Origin of the sequence: Rhodococcus sp. YL-1 (assembly GCF_001942025.1) — a bacterium.
Classification (GTDB): Bacteria; Actinomycetota; Actinomycetes; order Mycobacteriales; family Mycobacteriaceae; genus Rhodococcus_F; species Rhodococcus_F qingshengii.
In genome coordinates, this window is sequence record NZ_CP017299.1 from 3,057,989 (window position 1) to 3,078,708 (window position 20,720).

The following is a 20,720-nucleotide window of genomic DNA, read 5'->3' on the forward strand; positions in this document are numbered from 1 at the left end:
ATCATGATCAAGTTGTAAGAGGGAGATTCGTGTGGATGGCAGTCCCGACCGAGGAATCGTTTCCGCAGCTCGTCCGGACGACGAACTCACCTTCCCTCTTTCTGCCGCGCAACTTTCCCTGCTTGTCGCACAACAGCTTCGACCCGAGATTCCCGTCAGCATCGCTCAGTACGTGGACGTGGACGGCCCACTCGACATCGAGCTGCTGACCGCTGCCAGCAAACAGACCGGCCGTGAGATCGGCTCCGGATATCTGCGCCTGGTCGAGGTGGACGGGGTTGCGCGTCAGTGGCTCGATCTCGACATGGACGACTCCCTCGACGTGGTCGATCTTCGCGCCGAATCGGATCCGGAATCTGCAGCGCAGGAATGGATGCGCAGAGAGCACACTGCTGCCATCGATCCGTTCACCGATCGCCTGGTCAGGCTGGCAGTCCTGGTGCTTCGCGACGACCATTACTACTGGTACAGCCGTATTCATCATGTGGCGCTCGACGGTTTCGGCGCGATGTCGATGATGAACCGCACAGCCGAGATCTACACCGCTGTGGTGCGCGATCTGCCAGTTCCCCCAGCGGTAACTGCCCCCCTCCAATCGTTGGTGAAGGCAGAGGCCGACTATCTGGGCTCCACGCGGTGGGAGCGCGATCGCGACTACTGGAACACCAAGATGGCCGACAAACCGGGCGGAACCTCGCTCGCGTCCTCGACTGCTCCGTCGCAGGCATGGTCTCGCCTACGGTCGGCGACGGTACCTACGGAACTGCGGAGCTCCCTCGAACGGCTGGCCGCCGCCCACGATGTGACGACGTCGTCAGTGGTGATCGGTGCTCTGGCGGCTTACCTCGCCCGGGCCACCGGGACCCGCGACGTGGTCCTCAGCCTGCCGGTCTCGGGGCGGACGACGAAAGCTGCTCGCAGGTCCGGCGGAATGATGTCGAACGTCGTCCCGATACGTGCGAGCGTCGATCCGCATTTCGCGGTCGGGGACTTGCTGCACGAGGTGAAGATCGAACTCACCGGCGCACTGCGTCATCAGAAATACCGCCACGAGGACCTACGACGCGACCTCAACGCCGGTGATCACAGCATCGCCGACGGACGAGGCTTCCACGGGCCGTTGATCAACCTCATGCTGTTCCATTCCGGAATCACTCTCGGGGACGCGCACGGCGAACTGAACGTGATCTCGACCGGGCCGATCGAAGACCTCTCCGTCAACGTCTATCAGACTTCCGCAGCCGAAGAGATCCAGATCGACTTCGCCGCGAACCCAGACCTGTACACCAACGAGGACATCTCGCGTCACCACCGGCGTTTCCTCGAATTCCTCGAATTATTCTGCGCCGCAGAATCGGGAACTCGATTGATGGACATCGACCCCGACGCCGCGGGGAAATGGATCGCCGAAGTCCAACACGCCCGCAACGTCGAGTACTGGTCTGCGACCTTGTCGAACCCCGCCGAGGAACTGGGTTTGCCGGTCGTCGCCGGAACCGGTCGAACGTCCACGCCCCTCGAGATCGAGGCAGGCCTCTGCCGGAGCCTCGAGACGATGGCGACGACGATGAACACGAGTCTGTTCGTGCTGTTCCAGTCTGCGATGGCCGGACTGCTGCGCCGCGTCGGTTCGGCCGACGAGGTGTCGATCGGCGTCTCGGTCCGAGGGTACGGCGCCTCCAATCCGGACGATTTCGTCTCGATGTTCGCCAACCAGTTAGTGCTTCGCTCGACGGTGTCGAACACCATGACGCTCACCGACCTGGTCGGTGCGGTGGACACCGTCGCAATCGAAGCTCTCGAACACGCAGACATTCTTCTGTCTTCGGTGACCGCCGCACTCGGTGACGGCCGCTGGGTCGAGACGGGCCCGTTGTTCCGGGCGATGGTCTGCTTCGAGGAGCCGCTGGATGCTCACCCGAGATTTCCGGGGCTCATGGTCGGTGCGCCTATCGGATCGGATCTGGCCACCGTGCCGGAACTGTTTGTCTCCCTGGCGATTCCGACTGGTGAGCATGCCGATTTCGATCAGCCGATCTCCGGTGTTCTGGATTGGCTCGGCACGAAGGAGCAAGCCGAGGACCTCGCCGACCGTTATCTGCGAATCTTGACCGCGATGGTCGGTACTCCGCACTCGGCGCTCGGCTCAGTGGATCTGCTCCGCCCGGACGCGCGCCAGGCGCTGGTGCCGCCCGTTCTGCCGATTACCCCGGTCCGAACGCTCTCCGAGATCCTTTCCGACCGCATTCGGGCGACCCCGGAAGCGATCGCCGTGGTCGCGGGCAGCGCGCGCGTGTCGTACCGCGAACTCGATCGACGATCGAATCAGTTGGCGCGCAAGCTCGTCGAGCATGGCGTGCAATCCGAGTCGTTGGTCGGAATCATGCTGCCGAAATCCGTGGACATGATCGTTGCCGCTGTCGCGGTAGTGAAGGCCGGCGGCGGATACCTCCCACTCGATCGTGCGCACCCCGCCGAGCGTTTGGCATACGTGGTCGAGGATGCGCAACCGGTGTGCGTCATCTCCGATTCCACTTTCCCGAACTCCGCCTTCCCGAACTCCGCCTTCCCGAACTCTGACGTGGTGGTCGTCGGGGTCGAATCCGACGAGTACTCCGGTGAGGGTCTGGAAACCGATGAGCGCCCGCGCGGACACGGAGCCGACAATCTGGCGTACGTGATCTACACCTCGGGGTCGACGGGACGACCCAAAGGTGTCTCCGTCACCCACGCCACCGTGGTGCGATTGTTCGAGAACACGCACGTCGAATTCGGATTCGACGGCAACGACGTGTGGACGATGTTCCACTCGTTCGCCTTCGACTTCTCGGTGTGGGAACTGTGGGGCGCGCTGCTCCACGGCGGAACGCTGGTCCTGGTCGATCACGAGGTATCACGCGACCCTGACGCCTTCCGGGCGCTGGTCGCCGCAGAAGGCGTCACCGTGCTCAATCAGACGCCCTCGGCCTTCTACCAGTACATCGAAGCCGACCTTCGAGCCGATTCGGAGACCCGGCTCCGGTACGTGATCTTCGGTGGCGAAGCCTTGGATCTTCGTCGCCTCGGGCGCTGGTACGACAATCACGCGGGCTACGACAATCACACGGAATCCGGGCCCGCACTCGTCAACATGTACGGCATCACCGAGACGACGGTGCACGTCACCCATCTCGAACTCGACCGGGCGAGCGCGAGTGCGGTTACCGGCAGCCGGATCGGTGACGCGATCGACGGACTTCGTGTGTACCTGCTCGACGAGCATCTCTCCCCGGTCCCGGTGGGGATCGCGGGGGAGATCTATGTCGCGGGCGGTCAACTCGCCCGTGGCTATCTGGGCCGTCCAGACCTCACCGCGGGCCGGTTCGTCGCCGATCCTTTCAATGCCGGCGGACGACGGTTGTACCGGTCCGGCGACCGCGCACGATGGATTGCGCCCGGACAACTCGAGTACCTCGGACGCGGCGACGCGCAGGTCAAGATCCGCGGATTCCGGATCGAACTCGGCGAAATCGACTCCGTCATCCTCAGCGCGCCGGGAATCGACGATGCCGTGACCGTCGTGGCTCCGACGCCGGCGGGCGGCGCTCTCGTGACCTATGTGACCGCTTCCGACGTCGTGGACGCCGACGCCCTCCGCGCTCACGCCGCCGAAGCCCTCCCGACCTACATGGTTCCCGATGCCTTCATGGTCCTCGATTCGATTCCGTTGACCACCAACGGAAAACTGGACCGGCGTGCGCTGCCTTCGCCTATCCTGGCCTCCACCAAGGTCTTCCGACCCCCGACGACCCCGACCGAGGGCAAGGTTGCGGCGGTTCTGGCTGACATCCTGAGTAGTGGACCGCTCGGACTCGACGATAATTTCTTCCATCTGGGCGGAAACTCGCTGGTAGCGACGACGGCGGTAGCGCGCTTGACCGAAGCCACCGGGGTTAAAATGCCGCTGCGTGCACTCTTCGACCATCCCACGGTGTCTGGGATCGCGGCGACGATCGAGCGTGCGGCACAGACCCCGGACGCCGACGGTATTCAGGTCGTGGCCCGGCCGGCTGTACTGCCTCTCGCTCCCGCGCAGCAGCGACTGTGGTTCCTGAACCGCGTGGCACCGGAATCAGGTGCGTACAACATTCCACTGGCGGTGTCGTTGCGCGGCGCCGTCGATCCCGACGCACTCAGTGCCGCGATCGTGGACGTCGTGACACGTCACGAGTCACTACGCACCGTGTTTCCTCAGATCGGGGACAACGCGACGCAGAAGGTTCTGGGCCTGGGCGAGGGGATCGCAGGGCTCGAGTCGATCGACGTGGAACGCGGAAGCCTCGAGAGAGTGATCTTCGAATTCTCTTCGGCCGGTTTCGATCTGGTCCGCGAACGTCCGGTGCGCTACCTGCTGATCACTGTCGCCGCCGAGAAGGAAGGCGATGACGAGGAAGCTGTCCTCGTAGTGGTTCTGCACCACATGGTGGCCGACGGTTGGTCGCTCGCGCCGTTGGCTGCTGATCTCACCGGCGCCTACGCCGCCCGCGTCGGCGGCAACAGCCCGCAGTGGGCACCCCTTCCGGTGCAGTACGCCGACTACACGCTCTGGCACCGAGAACACCTCGGCGACGCGTCATCCACCGATTCACTTGCCCACTCACAGATCGCGTTCTGGAAGCAGCAGCTGGCGGGAGCGCCCGAGCAGCTCCACCTGCCGACGGACCGTCCGCGCGCACTCGACCCGACCATGCGCGGAGCCGGAGTCGACATCAGAATCGGCGCTTCCACGCATCAGAAGCTCGTTGTACTCGCCGCCGATCACGACGCCACGCCGTTCATCGCCCTGCACGCGTGCTTCGCCCTGCTTCTGGCCAGGTACAGCGGCACGGACGACATCGTCATCGGAACACCGGTGGCCGGACGAGGGGACAGATCTCTCGATCTGCTCGTCGGCATGTTCGTCAACACTCTGGCCTTGCGGACCGTCGTCGATCGGGGCGCAATGTTCGCCGCACACCTGTCGCAGGTCAGGGCCGTCGACGTGGATGCCTTCGACAATGCGGACGTGCCTTTCGACGTCGTCGTGGACGCGCTCGAATTGGACCGCTCGCCTGCGCACCATCCGGTCTTTCAAGCTGCCATCACCTCGCGGATAACCACCGCTCACACAGCCGAACTGGCCGGGGTGTCGATGACGGCGCGGGCAGTCGAGACGGGGCTGACCAAGTTCGACCTCGAGCTCACCGTTACCGAACGTCACGAGTCCGGGGCCGCAGCAGGAATCGATGCCACGTTCACCTATTCCACCGACCTGTTCGACAACGCGACCGTCGAAGCCTTGGCGCGAAACTTCGTAACCCTCGTGGAATCGGCGGTGTCGGAACCGACTGCACCGGTTGGTGACCTTCGTGTACTCGGATCGCGGGAGAGTGCCGCGACGTTGCCGCGACGCGGTGTGGCTTCGGTGGGCGAATCGACGCTGGCGCAGATCCTCGGAGACACCGCGAGGAAGTATCCCGACGCGATCGCCCTCGAAGACTCCGAGCGCTCACTCTCGTACGGGGAGCTGGAGCGTCGATCGAATCGGATCGCTCGATACCTCATGGACCTGGGCGTCGGCCCCGAGACACCGGTCGCACTGGCAGTTGCCCGATCGGTCGACTCCGTGCTCGCAGTCTGGTCGGTCACCAAAGCCGGTGGCGTTTTCGTCCCGGTCGATCCCCGTTATCCCGCAGATCGAGTTGCGCACATGCTCGCGGATTCGGGTGTGCGGATCGGAATTCGGTCCGCCGAGGTTGCGGCTGGTCCGGCAGTCGGTGGGAACGTCGCAGTCTGGATCGACCTCGGCGACGCGGACACGGTTGCAGAATGTGCCGCCTACTCCGACGCTGCCATCGACGACGCTGACAGAACAGCGTCGATCACTGCGGCGTCGGCTGCGTACGTCATCTACACGTCCGGCTCGACCGGAGTGCCGAAGGGCACCGTCGTCACTCACGCGGGTTTGGCCAATCTTGCTCGCGAACAACAGGATCGGTACCGGATCACCGCCGGGTCGCGAACTCTGCATTTTGCGTCACCGAGCTTCGACGGCGCCGTACTCGAGCTACTGCTCGCCGGTTCGACCGGCGCGACGATGGTGATCGCCCCTCCCGACATCTACGGAGGGGAGGCGTTGAGCGAGTTCCTCCGAAGCCGCGAGGTCACTCATGCCTTCATCACTCCGGCTGCGCTGGCGACCGTCGATCCGGCGGGCGTGACGGCACTGGAATGCGTAGTCGTCGGCGGCGACGTGTGCACGCCGGAATTGGTCTCGAGCTGGGGCAACGGGCGCAGACTGCACAACGGATACGGTCCGACCGAAACCACTGTCATGGTTGCCATCAGTGACCCACTCTCACCGGGGGAGCCGATCACCATCGGCGGTCCCATCCGCGGAATCGACGCCGTGGTGCTCGACTCTCGGCTGCAACCGGTCCCGATCGGCGGCGTCGGCGAGCTGTACATCGGTGGGCCGGGCCTTGCACGTGGTTACCACCTTCGTCCCGCGCTGACGTCGGATCGGTTTGTCGCGCATCCGTACTCGACGCCCGGTGCCCGGATGTACCGAACCGGTGACCTGGTCCGCTGGACCAAGGACCTGACCCTTCGCTACGTGGGCCGCAGCGATCATCAGCTCAAGATCCGCGGGTTCCGCATCGAACTCGGCGAGATCGACGCTGCTCTGATGGATTCCCCTCTTGTCCAGTTCGCCACGACGATTCCCGTCGAATCCGCCGCGGGTACCACTCTGGCGTCGTACGTGTTGCTGAGCGGCGACGCTGATATCGAGTCGCTGTTCGTGGGACTCGCCGACACGCTGCCGCGGTACATGATTCCGTCGTCGATCACCCCGATCGACGCCATTCCGTTGACTCCGGTCGGCAAACTCGATCGCAGAGCGTTGCCGACGCCAATACCGCGCGAAATCCTCGGAACGGGCCGTGAACCCGAGGCCGGGCTCGAACGAACCGTTGCCGACGTGTTCGCTTCACTGCTCGACGTACCCGAGGTCCGAGCAGGAGACAGCTTCTTCGATCTCGGGGGCAACTCGCTCGTCGCGACGCAGGTGTCCGCGCGGTTGAGCGCAGCGACGGGACTCACCGTGGACGTGCGCTCGATCTTCGAAGCACCGACCGTCGAAGCGCTCGCTGCACGTCTGGCGGCGAGCGCCGAAGAATCAGACGATCGACCTGCCCTGAGCGCCGGTGCTCGCCCGGACCGCCTACCGCTCTCCGCTGCGCAACAGCGGCTGTGGTTCGTCAATCGCTTCGACCCGCAGTCCGCGGTCTACAACATTCCGTTCGCGATCCGGATCACCGGAGACATCCACGGCGATGCACTCGAGGAGGCGCTTGCGGACGTCATTGCACGCCATGAGGTGCTTCGAACGATCTACGTCGACAGCGCCGACGGCCCGAGTCAGGTCATCCGAGCAATTTCCGACGTGCAGTTCTCCGTCGAGCGCTACCGCGGATCCGAAGGTATCGAATCCGCGACGACGGAGTTCGCGGCGCGTGGGTTCGATCTCGGTTCGGATCTGCCGATTCGGGCCATGCTGGTGCGCGAGGACACTTTCGCTCACGTACTGGTCGTCGTCATCCATCACATCGCCTTCGACGGCTGGTCCCTGACTCCCTTTGCGACAGATTTCGTCGCGGCGTACTCCGCACGCGTCGTTGGAGACGCCCCGGTTTTCACACCGCTCGACGTGCAGTACGCCGACTACGCGGTGTGGCAGCAAGACTCGCTCGGACAGGTCGGCGACCAGGAGTCTCTGGTTGCCCGCGAACTGACCTTCTGGACCACTGCCATGGCTGGTGCCCCGGACGAGGTACTGCTACCGGTCGATCGCCCACGCGGATCTGTCTCCACGACCGCCGTGGGATCGGTGCCGATCGTCATCGACGCGGCGACCGGGGAGCGTCTCGCCGCCTTGGCGAGGCGCAGTGGCTCGACGCAGTTCATGGTCGTACACGCGATCCTGGCGGTTGTTCTCGCGCGTCTCGGTGCAACCGACGACGTGGTGGTCGGCACCCCGGTGGCAGGCCGCGGGCGACCCGAGCTGGATTCCCTGATCGGGATGTTCGTCAATTCGGTACCGCTTCGCACGCCGGTCGATCACCGAGCGCCGTTCACCTCTCTGCTCGAGGTCGTCCGTGAACGCGACCTTGCCGCCTTTGCGCACCCCGAGCTGCCCTTCGAGGTGCTGGTCGACGCCCTCGATCTCGACCGGTCGACTACGCGACACCCCCTGTTCCAGGTCATGCTGTCGTATCACCAGAACGTGGTTTCGCCGCAGGTCACGGTCCACGACGCGCATCTCGAAGCGCAAGCACTCGAACCGTCCGTCGCGAAGTTCGACCTCGAGTTCACCCTGCTGGCAGGCGATTCCGAGAAGACCGAGATCACCGGGTCGCTCAGGTTCGCCGAGGCGCTCTTCGACATTGCCACCGCGGAAACGATCGCCGCGCGTGTGCAGTCGGTGGCCCGCGCCGTCGCCGCAGATCCGGAGACCGCGATCGGCGACCTAGATTTCCTCAGCACCCTCGAGCGGGCGTCGCTGATGCCGGTTCGCGGTCCGGCGTGGACAGCCTCGCGTACCTTGGCCGAAATATTGACGCGGACCGCCACCCGTTCAGGCGATTCGGTGGCCCTTCGATCCGGTGACACCACCGTGCTCTACCGAGATCTCTTCGCCCGTGCATCGGCGCTTGCCCGCCGTCTGACCACGGAAGGGATCGGTGCCGAAGACATTGTGGCGATCGCGATTCCGCGCTCGATCGACTCTATCGTCGCCTTGTGGGGCGTTTCCTTGACCGGCGCCGCGTTTGTTCCGGTCGATCCGCGATACCCCGCCGATCGCATTCTGCACATGCTCACCGACTCCGGAGCCACTCGCGGAGTGACGACGGAAGCGGTGATCGAATCACTGCCCCGCCCGGTTCCGTGGATGACAATGGACGACATCCACGGCGACGGTGTCGGGCAGCCGGTTCCGGCCGCGCCGATCCGAATCGACAACCTCGCCTACATCATCTACACCTCCGGATCGACAGGAAAGCCCAAGGGTGTCAGCGTCACTCACCGTGGCCTGAGCGCATTGGCGGCCGAGCAGACGGCGCGTTACGGCATCTCGGCGCAGTCGCGGACGCTGCACTTCTCCTCACCGAGCTTCGACGCATCCATCCTCGAACTGCTGCTCGCAGTCGGTGAAGGCGCGACGATGGTGATCGCCTCTCCCGACGTCTACGGCGGCCAGGACCTAGCCGAATTGGTCACCGATCACCAGGTGACCCACGCGTTCATCACACCGGCAGCGCTGGCCTCGGTCGATCCCACCGGGCTGGACGTCTTGCAGTCGATCGTTGTCGGTGGCGAGGCATGCCCACCCGAACTGGTCCGTAAGTGGGCACCGGGTCGCCGATTGTTCAACGGCTACGGGCCGACGGAAACCACCGTCATGGTCTGCATCAGTGATGCCTTGAGCGTGGGGGAGACCGTGACCATCGGCGGGCCCGTCCGCGGCGTGTCCGCGGTAATTCTCGACGGCTCGGCTCAGCCGGTACCCGTCGGGGTCACCGGTGAGCTCTACATCGCCGGCCTGGGACTTGCCCGCGGCTACCTCGACCAACCCGCCTTGACGGCGACGCGATTCGTGGCAGCGCCGTTCGGCCCGGCCGGCACCCGCATGTACCGGACCGGTGACTTGGTTCGGTGGACGCCGCTCGAGACGATCGAATACGTTGGACGCTCCGATCACCAGGTGAAAGTGCGCGGATTCCGCATCGAACTGGGCGAGATCGACTCCGTCCTCAGCACATACCCCGGCGTCGAGTTCGCGGTCACCGTGGGCGTCGACGCAGCTTCCGGTGAGACGATGTTGGCGTCGTACGTAGTGCTCGGTGCCGATGCGGTCGAGATGGACGAGTTGCTGAACCATGCGCGCCGCTCACTGCCCGCCTTCATGGTGCCGTCGGCGATCACCCCGATCGATCACGTACCGCTGACCCCCGTCGGGAAGCTCGACCGATCGGCATTGCCGGCGCCGACACTGCGTTCGTCCGAGCGAAGTGTCGAGCCGCTGACGACCGCGACCGAACTCCAGGTTGCCGGCGTCGTGGCGGAACTGCTGGGTATCGAACAGATCGGTGCGTCGGACAGTTTCTTCGAACTCGGTGGCAACTCACTGCTCGCCACCAGACTTGTCCAGCGACTCGGCGAGTCGTTGGGCAGGCAGGTACCTGTCCGAATGCTGTTCGAGCACCCCGAAATTCGGGAACTTGCCACCGCGCTCGACACATCCGCCGGGGCGAAGGCGCTACCACCGATCACCGCCGTAGACCGCCCCGAGCGAATTCCGCTGTCCTACGCGCAAGCACGCATCTGGTTCCTCAACCAGATGGATCCCGGCTCACCCGCGTACAACGTCCCTGCTGCGATCTCCCTCGACGGTGCACTCGACGTCCCGGCCCTCGAAGCTGCTGTCCTCGACGTGATCGAAAGACACGAAATCCTGCGCACGGTGTTCCCCGACTCCGACTCCGGCCCGCACCAGGTGATCCAGGATGCATTCACCTCGCTCGAGTACGGAAATGCGGACACCCGTGAACCGGCAGAGCTCGCCAGAGAATTCGCGTCGCGTGGATTCGACATCACGACCCAAGCTCCCGTTCGCGCGCTCCTGCTCGAATCGACGCCGCAGCACCACACACTTGTCATCGTGATCCACCACATCGCGGCGGACGGATGGTCGATCGCGCCGTTGATGAAGGACGTGCTCACCGCCTACGTCGCGAGAAGTTCGGGACACGCTCCCGAGTTCACCGCGCTCGAGGTGCATTACGCGGACTTCGCCATCTGGCAGCGGGAAGCGCTGGGCGCGTTGAACGAATCCGCGAGCGTGCTCGGGGCACAGGCGTCGTATTGGCGGGAGACGTTGCGGGGCGCACCTGAATTGATCGACCTTCCGAGCGATCGAGCGCGCCCGCTCACCCAGTCGTTGAGCGGTGCCCACATCGCGGTCTCGCTTCCGGCGCACACCCGGATCGCGGTCGAGGCGGTTGCTGGAGCCAATGCGGCGACGCCGTTCATGGTGCTGCACGCTGCCTATGCCGTCCTGCTGTCCAGGCTGAGTCGAAGCACCGACATCGTGATCGGATCTCCGGTCGCCGGGCGAGGACACCGAGTTCTCGACGACCTCGTGGGAATGTTCGTGGGCACGGTCGGACTGCGCACGACGGTCGATCCAGGGTCGACGTTCGTCGACGTTCTGCGTACTGTCCGCTCCGTCGATCTCGACGCCTTCGCCCACGCGGACATTCCGTTCGAGCAGGTCGTGGACGTGGTGGCGCCGACCCGGAGCACCGACCGTCATCCGGTGTTCCAGACGATGATCTCGTTCCACGGCGCCCACCCGACGACGTGGGACCTGCCTGGACTTGCCGTTCGTGCCCACGAGATCACACCGGACATCGCCAAGTACGACCTGCAGTTCACCGTTGTCGAACAGACCGCGGAGGAAGGCGGCGGCTACGAGGCCTCCCTCACCTACGCGAAGGATCTCTTCGACACCGATACGGCGGAGTCGTTTGCAGTGATGCTGGAAACGATCGTCGAGACACTGACTGCCCAGCCCTCCGCCGTCGTCGGTGACGTGGATCTTGCGGGACGTCGCCTGCGTGCGTTGCCCGGACGTCCGGCCGGCGATGCTTTGACCTTGCCGGAGTTGCTGCTTCGCGGCGCTGCCGATCCGCACGCTCCGGCAATCGTCGACGTCGCCACATCCGTCACGCTCACGTACGGCGAACTCGACCGACGCTCCGACGCTATGGCGTTTGCGTTGATCGCTCGCGGAATAGCGCCGGAAATGATGGTGGCACTGGCGCTTCCGAGGTCGGCCGACTATGTGATCGCGCTCTGGGCCGTAGCGAAAGCCGGCGGAGTGTTTCTTCCCGTGGATCCGGCGTACCCCGCCGAGCGGATCGAGCACATGCTCACCGACAGTGGGGCGGTACTCGGTATCACCAGGGGCGAGTATGCGGCCGACCTTCCGGGCGTCACATCGTGGATCGAGTTGGATGCGATCGAATTCACCACCGAAATCGAGGCAGTCCATTCCGAGACACTGCCGGACGCGCCACTCGAGTTCGACAACCCGGCCTACTTGATCTACACCTCGGGCTCGACAGGAAAACCCAAGGGCGTGTTGGTCACTCACGCGGGACTGGCAGCGTTTGCCGACGAACAGCGGGAGCGTTTCGGCGTCACCGCGCACTCTCGCGCTCTGAGCTTCGCCTCGACGAGCTTCGACGCGTCGGTTCTCGAGCTCCTTCTGGCTTTCGGCGCCGGCGCAACGATGGTGATAGCGCCGCCGACAGTTCTCGGCGGTGTCGAATTGCACGAACTGCTCGACGAGCAGACGATCACCCATGCTTTCGTGACTCCAGCCGCCTTGGCGACTGTCGATCCCGCCGGGCTCGACCATCTCGAAGCCGTCGTCGTCGGCGGCGACGCCTGTTCCGCCGACCTCGTATCTCGGTGGGCACCGGGGCGCCGAATGTTCAACGCGTACGGCCCGACCGAGGCCACCGTCGCAGTCACCATCAGTGATTCGCTGGTCGCGGGGGAGCCTGTGACGATCGGCGGCCCGATCCGCGGCGTGGACGCGATGATTCTCGATTCCCGACTGCACTCGGTTCCCGGCCAGGTCGTCGGTGAGCTCTACGTCAGCGGCGACGGTCTCGCCCGCGGGTACCTCGGCAACCCCGCACTCACAGCCGCGCGCTTCGTCGCCGACCCGCATGGACCCGAAGGCGCTCGGATGTATCGCACCGGGGATCTTGTGCGCGAAGATCGCTCAGGGGCACTGATCTACCTCGGACGCGCAGACCACCAGGTCAAGATCCGAGGGTTCCGAATCGAACTCGGAGAAATCGACGCGGTGCTGGCAGCGGAAGCGTCCGTGCATTCGGCTGTCAGCGTCGTCGTCGGGGAGGGCGTCGACGCTCGGATCGTCGCGTACGTCGTCCCGGCACATGCGGACTTCGACGCCGCCGCGCTGCGCCGTCACGCAGGTATATCGCTGCCTGCGCACATGATCCCGTCCGCTGTTGTCGTGATCGGCGCAGTCCCGACCACACCGGCGGGCAAGCTCGATCGCAGCGCTCTGCCTGCTCCCAACTGGGAGTCGCCGAGTGGACGCAGTCCGGAAGGCAGCGACGAGATCGCGATCTGCGCTGCTTTCGCAGAGGTACTCGATCTGGCCGACGTAGACACGTACGCCGATTCGAGTTTCTTCGAACTCGGCGGCAACTCACTCATGGCAACGCGTTTGGTCGCTGCCATCAAAGAACGCACCAGCATGACCGTCCCCGTCGCGTGGATATTCTCCGACCCGACTCCGGAGGCATTGGCGCGCAGACTCTTCGAACTCGAGGCAACAGTTGTGACAAGTGACGCGGATACCTCCGCACTTGCGGTAGTCCTGCCACTACGTCCGGAAGGCCGCGCCGAGCCACTGTTCTGCATCCATCCGGCCGTCGGATTGGCCTGGTGCTACGGAGCGCTCGATCGCTACGTCGACTCCAGCCGGCCGCTCTACGGCCTGCAGTCGCCGGTTCTGACGGACTCCGAATTTCGGGCGGAGCTGATCGAGGACTTCGCGGCGCGGTACGTCGAGGAAATTCGCGGAGTTCAGCCGCACGGTCCGTATCACCTGCTGGGGTGGTCGATCGGCGGATTGATCGCTCACGCGGCGGCGGTGCAGTTGCAAGCCGCGGGTGAGAGCGTCGCCGACCTGATTCTGCTCGACAGCTTCGTTCTCGAAGACCCGACGATGGCGGGCGCGCAGCCTTCTCTCGCCGAACTGATCGGCGGGTTGGGGATCTCGGTCCCGGACACCGGCGTGCGTGATCTGACACCCGAGGACGCCGAAGCACTCTTGCGCGAAGCCATCGGCGATCACCCTTTGGTCTCGAGCGATCGGATCGAGCGACTGTTCGAGGAATACTCCGCCGGCGCCGAACTGGCTCACCGTTACCGCCCGGGCAAGTTCGTGGGCGATCTGCTGTTCTTCTCGGCAAACGCCGACACCTTCGACCCGCTGCGAACCGCGTCGGCGTGGCGACCGTTCGTCTCCGGGGTGATCATCGACCGTCCGGTGCCCACGTCACACGCCGAAATGTTCACCGAGGCAGGTCTGGAGGCGATCGGACCCGTGATCAACCTTGCGGTCGGAACGGGTCGTCACGCGGCCCCGGACGTCGACGCTGAGTTGGACGCTCTGATCGAGGTCCAAGACGTGCGCGGCTGACTCAGGCTCGTTTCTTCCTCGGTGTGGTCGACTTCGACGAGCCGGCCTTGGAGGCGTTCGACTTCGCTTCGTCCACACTGCGCTGCAGTGCGGCAACCAGGTCGACCACCTCCGCATCGGTGCCCTCTTGGTCGACCTCGGCGGCGGGGATGACCTTCTTGCCGCCGTTCTCGATCATCTCGTCGAGCAACTGCCGCAGTTGGAGCTGGTAGTCGTCGGTGAACTCGGTCGGATCGAAATCGCCCGCCATGCTCTCGACGAGCGTCTGCGCCATCTTCAGTTCCTTGGCCTTCGGCTTCTCCACGTCGTCGAGCGAAGGGAACTCTGCTGCGCGAACTTCGTCGGGCCACAGCAACGTCTGGATCACCAGGACGCCGTCGCGAGCGCGCATCGCGGCCAGGCGCGTCTTCTGTCGCAGCGTGAAATGCACCAGTGCCGTTCGATCACTCTCGGTGAGCACAGTCGAAAGCAGGACGTACGCCTTCGGCGACGCCGAATCGGGTTCGAGGAAGTAACTCTTCTCGAACAAGATCGGATCGATCTGATCGTTCGGCACGAATTCCAGCACCGGAATCTCGTGCTTCTCCGCGGCCGGGAGTTTGTTGAAGTCCTCGTCGCTCAAGATGACGCGCGATCCGTCTTCCGAGTCGTACGCCTTGTCGATGTCCGCGAACTGAACCGTGTTTCCGCACTCGGAACACACACGGTTGTACTTGATGCGGCCACCGTCTTTTGCATGGACCTGGTGAAATCGGATGTCGTGGTCCTCGGTCGCCGAGTACACCTTGACCGGGACGTTGACCAGACCGAAGGCTATCGAGCCTTTCCAAATCGAGCGCATGCCTCCCATGATGGTCGCCGCCGGCCGTTTGCGCGAGGCAAACGATCACGGTTGATCCCGAACCGTTGCGTGTGGATGGGTCGGTTCGGGGCGTATCGAGCGGGTATCCGCTTCGAGAACCCGACTCGCACACCTGGGGGGACGCTCCGATGAGAATCCGAACCTACCGTCGACGCGTCACCGCGGCGCTGGCGATTTCACTGGTTCCACTGCTGTTTGCGCCTTTGCCCGCGAACGCAGATCCGGCACGCACCGTAACCATCAGCGTCCACTCCGATGCGATGGGCCGCGACATTCCACTCGAGGTGATCCTCCCCGCCGACACGAGCGCCCCACGGCCCACGTTGTATCTGCTCAACGGCGCCGGTGGTGGCGAGGACAGTGCAACGTGGGAAGGACGGACCGATGTCCTGGATTTCTTCGCCGACAAGAATGTCAACGTCGTGACGCCGCTGGAAGGAGCGTTCAGCTACTACACCGACTGGCAGAAAGACGATCCCGTACTCGGGCGCAACAAGTGGCAGACGTTCCTCACTCGCGAACTGCCGCCCGTCATCGATGCGCAGTTCGGTACCAACGGGGTCAATTCCATCGCGGCGATTTCGATGACGGCGACGTCGGTACTCAATCTCGCGATCTCGGCACCAGGGCTTTATCGGAGTGTCGGGGCCTACAGCGGGTGCGCGGAGACTTCCACCCAGCCGGGTCAGGACTATGTGCGGTTGGTGGTCGGCGCGCGGGGTGGCGCTGATCCGACAAACATGTGGGGACCGTTCGACGGTCCGGGGTGGCGCGAGAACGATCCGGTCGTGAACGCGGAGAAGTTGCGGGGGACCGCACTGTACGTTTCCACCGGATCCGGGCTGCCAGGTCCGCACGACAACCTTCAGGCGCCCGATGTGAACGGAAATCCCGGAGCGCTCCTGAATCAGATCGTCGTCGGCGGCATCATCGAATCCGCGGTCAACGGGTGCACGCACGGCTTGGCGGACCGACTGAACGCACTGGGCATCCCCGCGACCTTCGACTTCAAGCCGACCGGAACCCACTCGTGGGGCTACTGGCAGGACGACCTACACAATTCCTGGCCGATGATCGCCGGCTCGATGGGAGCGCAGTAGTCCGTCCGGAGTGCTCACCTCAGAAACGGCGCGCGCATCAACGTCTTTCGGACGTGCCACGGTGACGATCGGAACAGGGTTGCCATCACCTTCGCCGTCGCGGACGCGTCCCGCCGATCGGACAGGTAGGACCGCTGAGCCTCGACCGGTAGATCGAAGAACGTGTCGAAGAATGTCGCGACCTCTCTCGAGCCGAGGGTGAGAAGTGCGTTCAGGCCAACGCGGCGAAGGGCAGACACCGCCTTGGCCGACCGCGGCCAGAGCGCCGCGTTGGGATCTCCACCGTCGGCGATTGCTTTGGCGACAGCGTCTGCCTCGGCGAGTGACGAGGCAACGCTGTATCCGGTTCCCGGATGCATCAGACCGCCTCGCCCGCCGAAACGGAGTACACCGTCGGGGAACGACTCCTTCGGGCCTTCGACTGCAAAACGGACTCGCTCTACCGGTGCGTCGTCGGGGACTTCGCAGCCCCGATTGTGAAGTCGGGTGCGCAGACGCGCTTCGAGTTCGCGGAGCCCCAACGCCGGCCGGCCGACGAGGCAGGTCTCCTCGAGGAGAACTCGCTCGTCATCGAGTGGGACCGCATAGAGGAACGACGGGGCGTCGGCGTCGGAGGCGCCGTTGTCTGTTCGCCAGTCCATGAACCAGGCTTCGCCACCACCCAGAATCGGATCGGCCAGAGCGCGGTCGACGATCACTCCGAAGGCGGTCTGCTGGGCGGTTGTCACCGTCAGTTCGGTACCCCGAGCGTCGATGACGACGGAACCTGTCAGCTGCGATCCGTCCACGCACAGGACGGCGGTAGGGGACAGTGTTTGAGCACGCAAGGCTCTGAACTGTACGGATGTGCCCGAGAGAAATGATTGCAGTAAAGATGTATTCAATACGCAATATGCGCGATCAAGCGTTTTCTGTCTGCGGGTCCACACGCTCGGGCGTTCGATCCGGCTTGCGATCACATCGACCGGCAGCCACGACGGCAGCTCGTCAGCCCACGCCGAATAGGTCGGCGTCCACACCCGATGGGGATGCGGATCGACAACGACGACGGTGAGTTGCCGGGCGATACAGCGGGTGGCGAGTGCCCGCCCGGCCGGGCCGCCACCGACGATCACCACGTCGGCGGAGGAGTTGTCTGTGCTCACGACCGGCGCACTACATCGATCCCGTTGCGAGCAGACCGCCGTCGACCCGGACCGTTTCGCCCGTGATCCACGCCGCCGCGTCGGAGACGAGGAAGCCGACCAGACCGGCAACGTCCTCGGGGGTGCCGAGCCGCTTCATCGGGTAGCCCGCCGACGCCTTGTCCTCGCCGGCAGCGACCAGGGCTGCCGCGAACTGCGTCTTGACGATCCCGGGAGCTACGGCGTTGACACGAATCTTCGGTCCCAGTTGCCAGGCCAGTTCTTCCGTCAGGCGGATGAGCGCAGCCTTCGACGCGCCGTACGCGGCGATGACGCCCGTCGACCGGATCCCGGCCACACTTGCCAGGTTCACGACGGCTCCACCGTGTTCGCCCATCCATGCCCGATGTGCTTGTTGGACGTACCCGAGGGCGGCAACCACATTCACGTCGAAGATCTTGCGCACGGCGTCGAGGTCCGCTTCCATGAGCGAACCGAAGACGGGGTTGATTCCGGTGTTGTTGACCAGAATGTCGAGTGAACCGAATTCGGACACGGCGCGGTCGACGGCACCGGAGCGGGCTTCGGCATCGGCTGCGTTGCCCGCGAATGCGACGACCTTTCCGCCGTGCCCCAGAGCGGACAGCTCGGATGCGGCGGCCTGGAGGGGCTCCGGCTTGCGGGCTGTGATCATGACGTCGGCACCGCGAGCGAGGAGTTCGGCGGCGACAGCTTTGCCGATTCCGCGACTTGCGCCGGTGACGATGGCGGCACGGCCTTCGAGGTCGCGAGGACGAGTGCTGTTTTCGCTAGTCATGTCCCGAACGTTAGCGGACTCACACGCTGCTGGTCGGAACGACCGTCAGGTCACGGTAAAATCGATAGTTCTTGTGTCTGTAGTCAGGCATTGTTTACCCGTATTCGTCGTTTTTCCTGAGGAGTTTGCTTGATTACCGCCACTGACCTCGAAGTTCGTGCCGGTGTCCGCACCCTTCTCACGGCTCCCGGGCCTTCGTTGCGCATCCAGCCGGGCGACCGGATCGGACTCGTCGGACGTAACGGAGCCGGAAAGACGACCACACTGCGCATCCTCGCCGGCGAAGGTGAGGCATATGCGGGAAGCGTCGTACGTACCGGTGAACTCGGATACCTCCCGCAGGACCCCAAAGAGGGCGACCTGAGCGTCCTCGCCAAGGACCGGGTTCTCTCCGCACGTGGCCTCGACACGATGCTCCGCGAGATGGAGAAGCAGCAGATTCTGATGGGCGAGGTGCTCGATCAGGAATCGCAGGACCGCGCGGTCAAGAAGTACGGTCAGCTCGAGGATCGGTTCTCGGCCCTCGGCGGATACGAAGCCGAGAGTGAAGCCGCACGCATCACCAGCAGCCTCGGTCTCGAAGACCGCATTCTCGGGCAGCCGCTCAGCACGCTGTCCGGCGGTCAGCGTCGTCGCGTCGAATTGGCGCGCATCCTCTTCGCCGCCTCCGACGGCAGCGGTGCCCGCTCGGACACGACTCTGCTGCTCGACGAGCCCACCAACCACCTCGACGCCGACTCCATCACCTGGCTGCGTGGCTTCCTCCAGAACCACGAGGGTGGACTGGTGGTCATCAGCCACGACGTCGACCTGCTCAACGACGTCGTCAACCGCGTGTGGTTCCTCGACGCCGTCCGCGGTGAGGCCGACGTCTACAACATGAACTGGAAGAAGTACCTCGACGCTCGTGCCACGGACGAGCAGCGTCGTCGCCGCGAGCGCGCCAATGCCGAGAAGAAGGCCGGTGCGCTGCGGATTCAGGCCGCCAAGATGGGCGCAAAGGCAACCAAGGCCGTCGCGGCTCAGAACATGGCCAAGCGAGCCGACAAATTGATGGCGAACCTCGATGCCGAACGTGTCTCGGACAAGGTTGCGCGGATTCGTTTCCCCGAACCCGCCGCTTGTGGCAAGACTCCGCTGATGGGCAAGAACCTCACCAAGGTGTACGGCTCGCTCGAGATCTTCACCGGTGTCGATCTCGCGATCGATCGTGGGTCTCGTGTGGTTATCCTCGGACTCAACGGTGCAGGTAAGACCACACTGCTTCGCATCCTCGCGGGCGCGGAGAAAGCGGACGCTGGTGAGCTGATCGCCGGTCACGGACTCAAGGTCGGCTACTTCGCTCAGGAGCACGACACCCTCGACGACGACGCGTCCGTGTGGGAGAACATCCGCCACGCCGCGCCGGACACAGGGGAGCAGGAACTGCGTTCGCTGCTCGGTGCCTTCATGTTCACCGGCCCGCAGCTCGAACAGCCGGCCGGAACGCTCTCGGGTGGTGAGAAGACGCGTTTGGCTCTGGCCGGTCTGGTGTCTTCGGCTGCCAACGTTCTGCTTCTCGACGAGCCCACCAACAACCTGGACCCGATCTCACGCGAGCAGGTGCTCGACGCGCTCCGCAGCTACACCGGTGCCGTCGTCCTGGTCACCCACGATCCGGGCGCTGCCGAGGCACTCAACCCCGAGCGGGTCATTCTCCTGCCCGACGGCAACGAGGACCACTGGTCGCAGGAATACCTCGAGCTGATCCAGCTCGCCTAACCCCCTGTGCGCCTTTTTGGTAGTGGGAACTACCAAAAAGGCGCACAGGGGCGAAGCCCCTCAATCTCTCCGCCGCACCGATTCCTCGACCAGATCGAGAACCGCTGACAGGTTGTCGACGCCGTGGCCGGAGGCGATTCTCGCGACCAGGCCGTCCATCACCAGATCCAGATACCCGATCAGAATTTCGGTGGGGACGTCGTCACGGAGTCTGCCTGCCGATTTCTGTCTGGCGAGACGCGCACTGGTCGCTTCCGTCAGTTCTACGGAGCGCTGTGACCACTTCTCGCGGAAATCGGCGTCGTTGCGCAGTCGACGCGCTATCTCCAGTCGCGTTCCCAGCCAATCGAATTGGTCGGGCTGCGCGAGCATGTCCCGCATGACCTGGACGAGGCCCTCTTCGGCGACGACATCTGCCATCCGGCTCGCATCCTCGCTTGCGAGAGCGAGGAACAGGCCGTCCTTGTCCTTGAAGTGATGGAAGATCGCTCCGCGGGACAAACCGGTGACTTCTTCGAGACGGCGAACTGTGGCGCCGTCGTAGCCGTATTCCGCAAAGCAGCGGCGGGCGCCGTCAAGGATCTGACTGCGCCGTGCCGCGAGATGGTCTTCACTGACCTTGGGCACGGGCATCCCTCCTTTGTCGGGTTGCCTGTGAACACTTTCGGCCGTAGGCGCTGAATGTCGACTCAGTGCACAAAGCGCTCACGACCACCGATGAAAC

Annotated in this window: 7 protein-coding genes; 3 read left to right on the forward strand and 4 right to left on the reverse strand. The window is 64.4% G+C overall.

Going from position 1 to position 20,720, the window contains the following annotated elements:
- Window positions 1–31 precede the first annotated feature (31 nt).
- Complete coding sequence (locus tag BH682_RS14395; protein ID WP_075833158.1) at window positions 32–14,332, forward strand: non-ribosomal peptide synthetase; 14,301 nt, start codon at window positions 32–34, stop codon at window positions 14,330–14,332.
- 1 nt (window position 14,333) lies between these two features.
- Here BH682_RS14395 and ku read toward each other — a convergent pair whose 3' ends face one another.
- A complete protein-coding gene (gene ku / locus BH682_RS14400; RefSeq protein ID WP_172932851.1) occupies window positions 14,334–15,173 on the reverse strand; it encodes a non-homologous end joining protein Ku in 840 nt (279 codons plus the stop codon).
- Window positions 15,174–15,322: 149 nt separating this feature from the next.
- Between ku and BH682_RS14405 the strand changes: the two genes are divergently transcribed.
- Entirely contained in the window at window positions 15,323–16,294 is a 972-nt protein-coding gene (locus BH682_RS14405) for an alpha/beta hydrolase (RefSeq protein ID WP_042445627.1), read from the forward strand.
- 14 nt (window positions 16,295–16,308) lie between these two features.
- Here BH682_RS14405 and BH682_RS14410 read toward each other — a convergent pair whose 3' ends face one another.
- Both BH682_RS14410 and BH682_RS14415 read right to left on the reverse strand, forming a co-directional pair.
- A complete protein-coding gene (locus BH682_RS14410; RefSeq protein ID WP_075833160.1) occupies window positions 16,309–17,439 on the reverse strand; it encodes a lycopene cyclase family protein in 1,131 nt (376 codons plus the stop codon).
- 10 nt (window positions 17,440–17,449) lie between these two features.
- Complete coding sequence (locus tag BH682_RS14415) at window positions 17,450–18,235, reverse strand: SDR family oxidoreductase (RefSeq protein ID WP_075833162.1); 786 nt, start codon at window positions 18,233–18,235, stop codon at window positions 17,450–17,452.
- 129 nt (window positions 18,236–18,364) lie between these two features.
- Here BH682_RS14415 and BH682_RS14420 point away from each other — a divergent pair, with 129 nt between their 5' ends.
- Window positions 18,365–19,996: an ABC-F family ATP-binding cassette domain-containing protein gene (locus BH682_RS14420; protein ID WP_003944932.1), complete on the forward strand. Its 1,632-nt coding sequence runs from the start codon at window positions 18,365–18,367 to the stop codon at window positions 19,994–19,996.
- 60 nt (window positions 19,997–20,056) lie between these two features.
- Here the strand turns inward: BH682_RS14420 and BH682_RS14425 are convergent, their stop codons facing one another.
- On the reverse strand, window positions 20,057–20,623 hold the full coding sequence (locus BH682_RS14425) for a TetR/AcrR family transcriptional regulator (RefSeq protein ID WP_003944970.1): 567 nt from the start codon (window positions 20,621–20,623) through the stop codon (window positions 20,057–20,059).
- Between the last annotated feature and the right edge of the window lie 97 nt (window positions 20,624–20,720).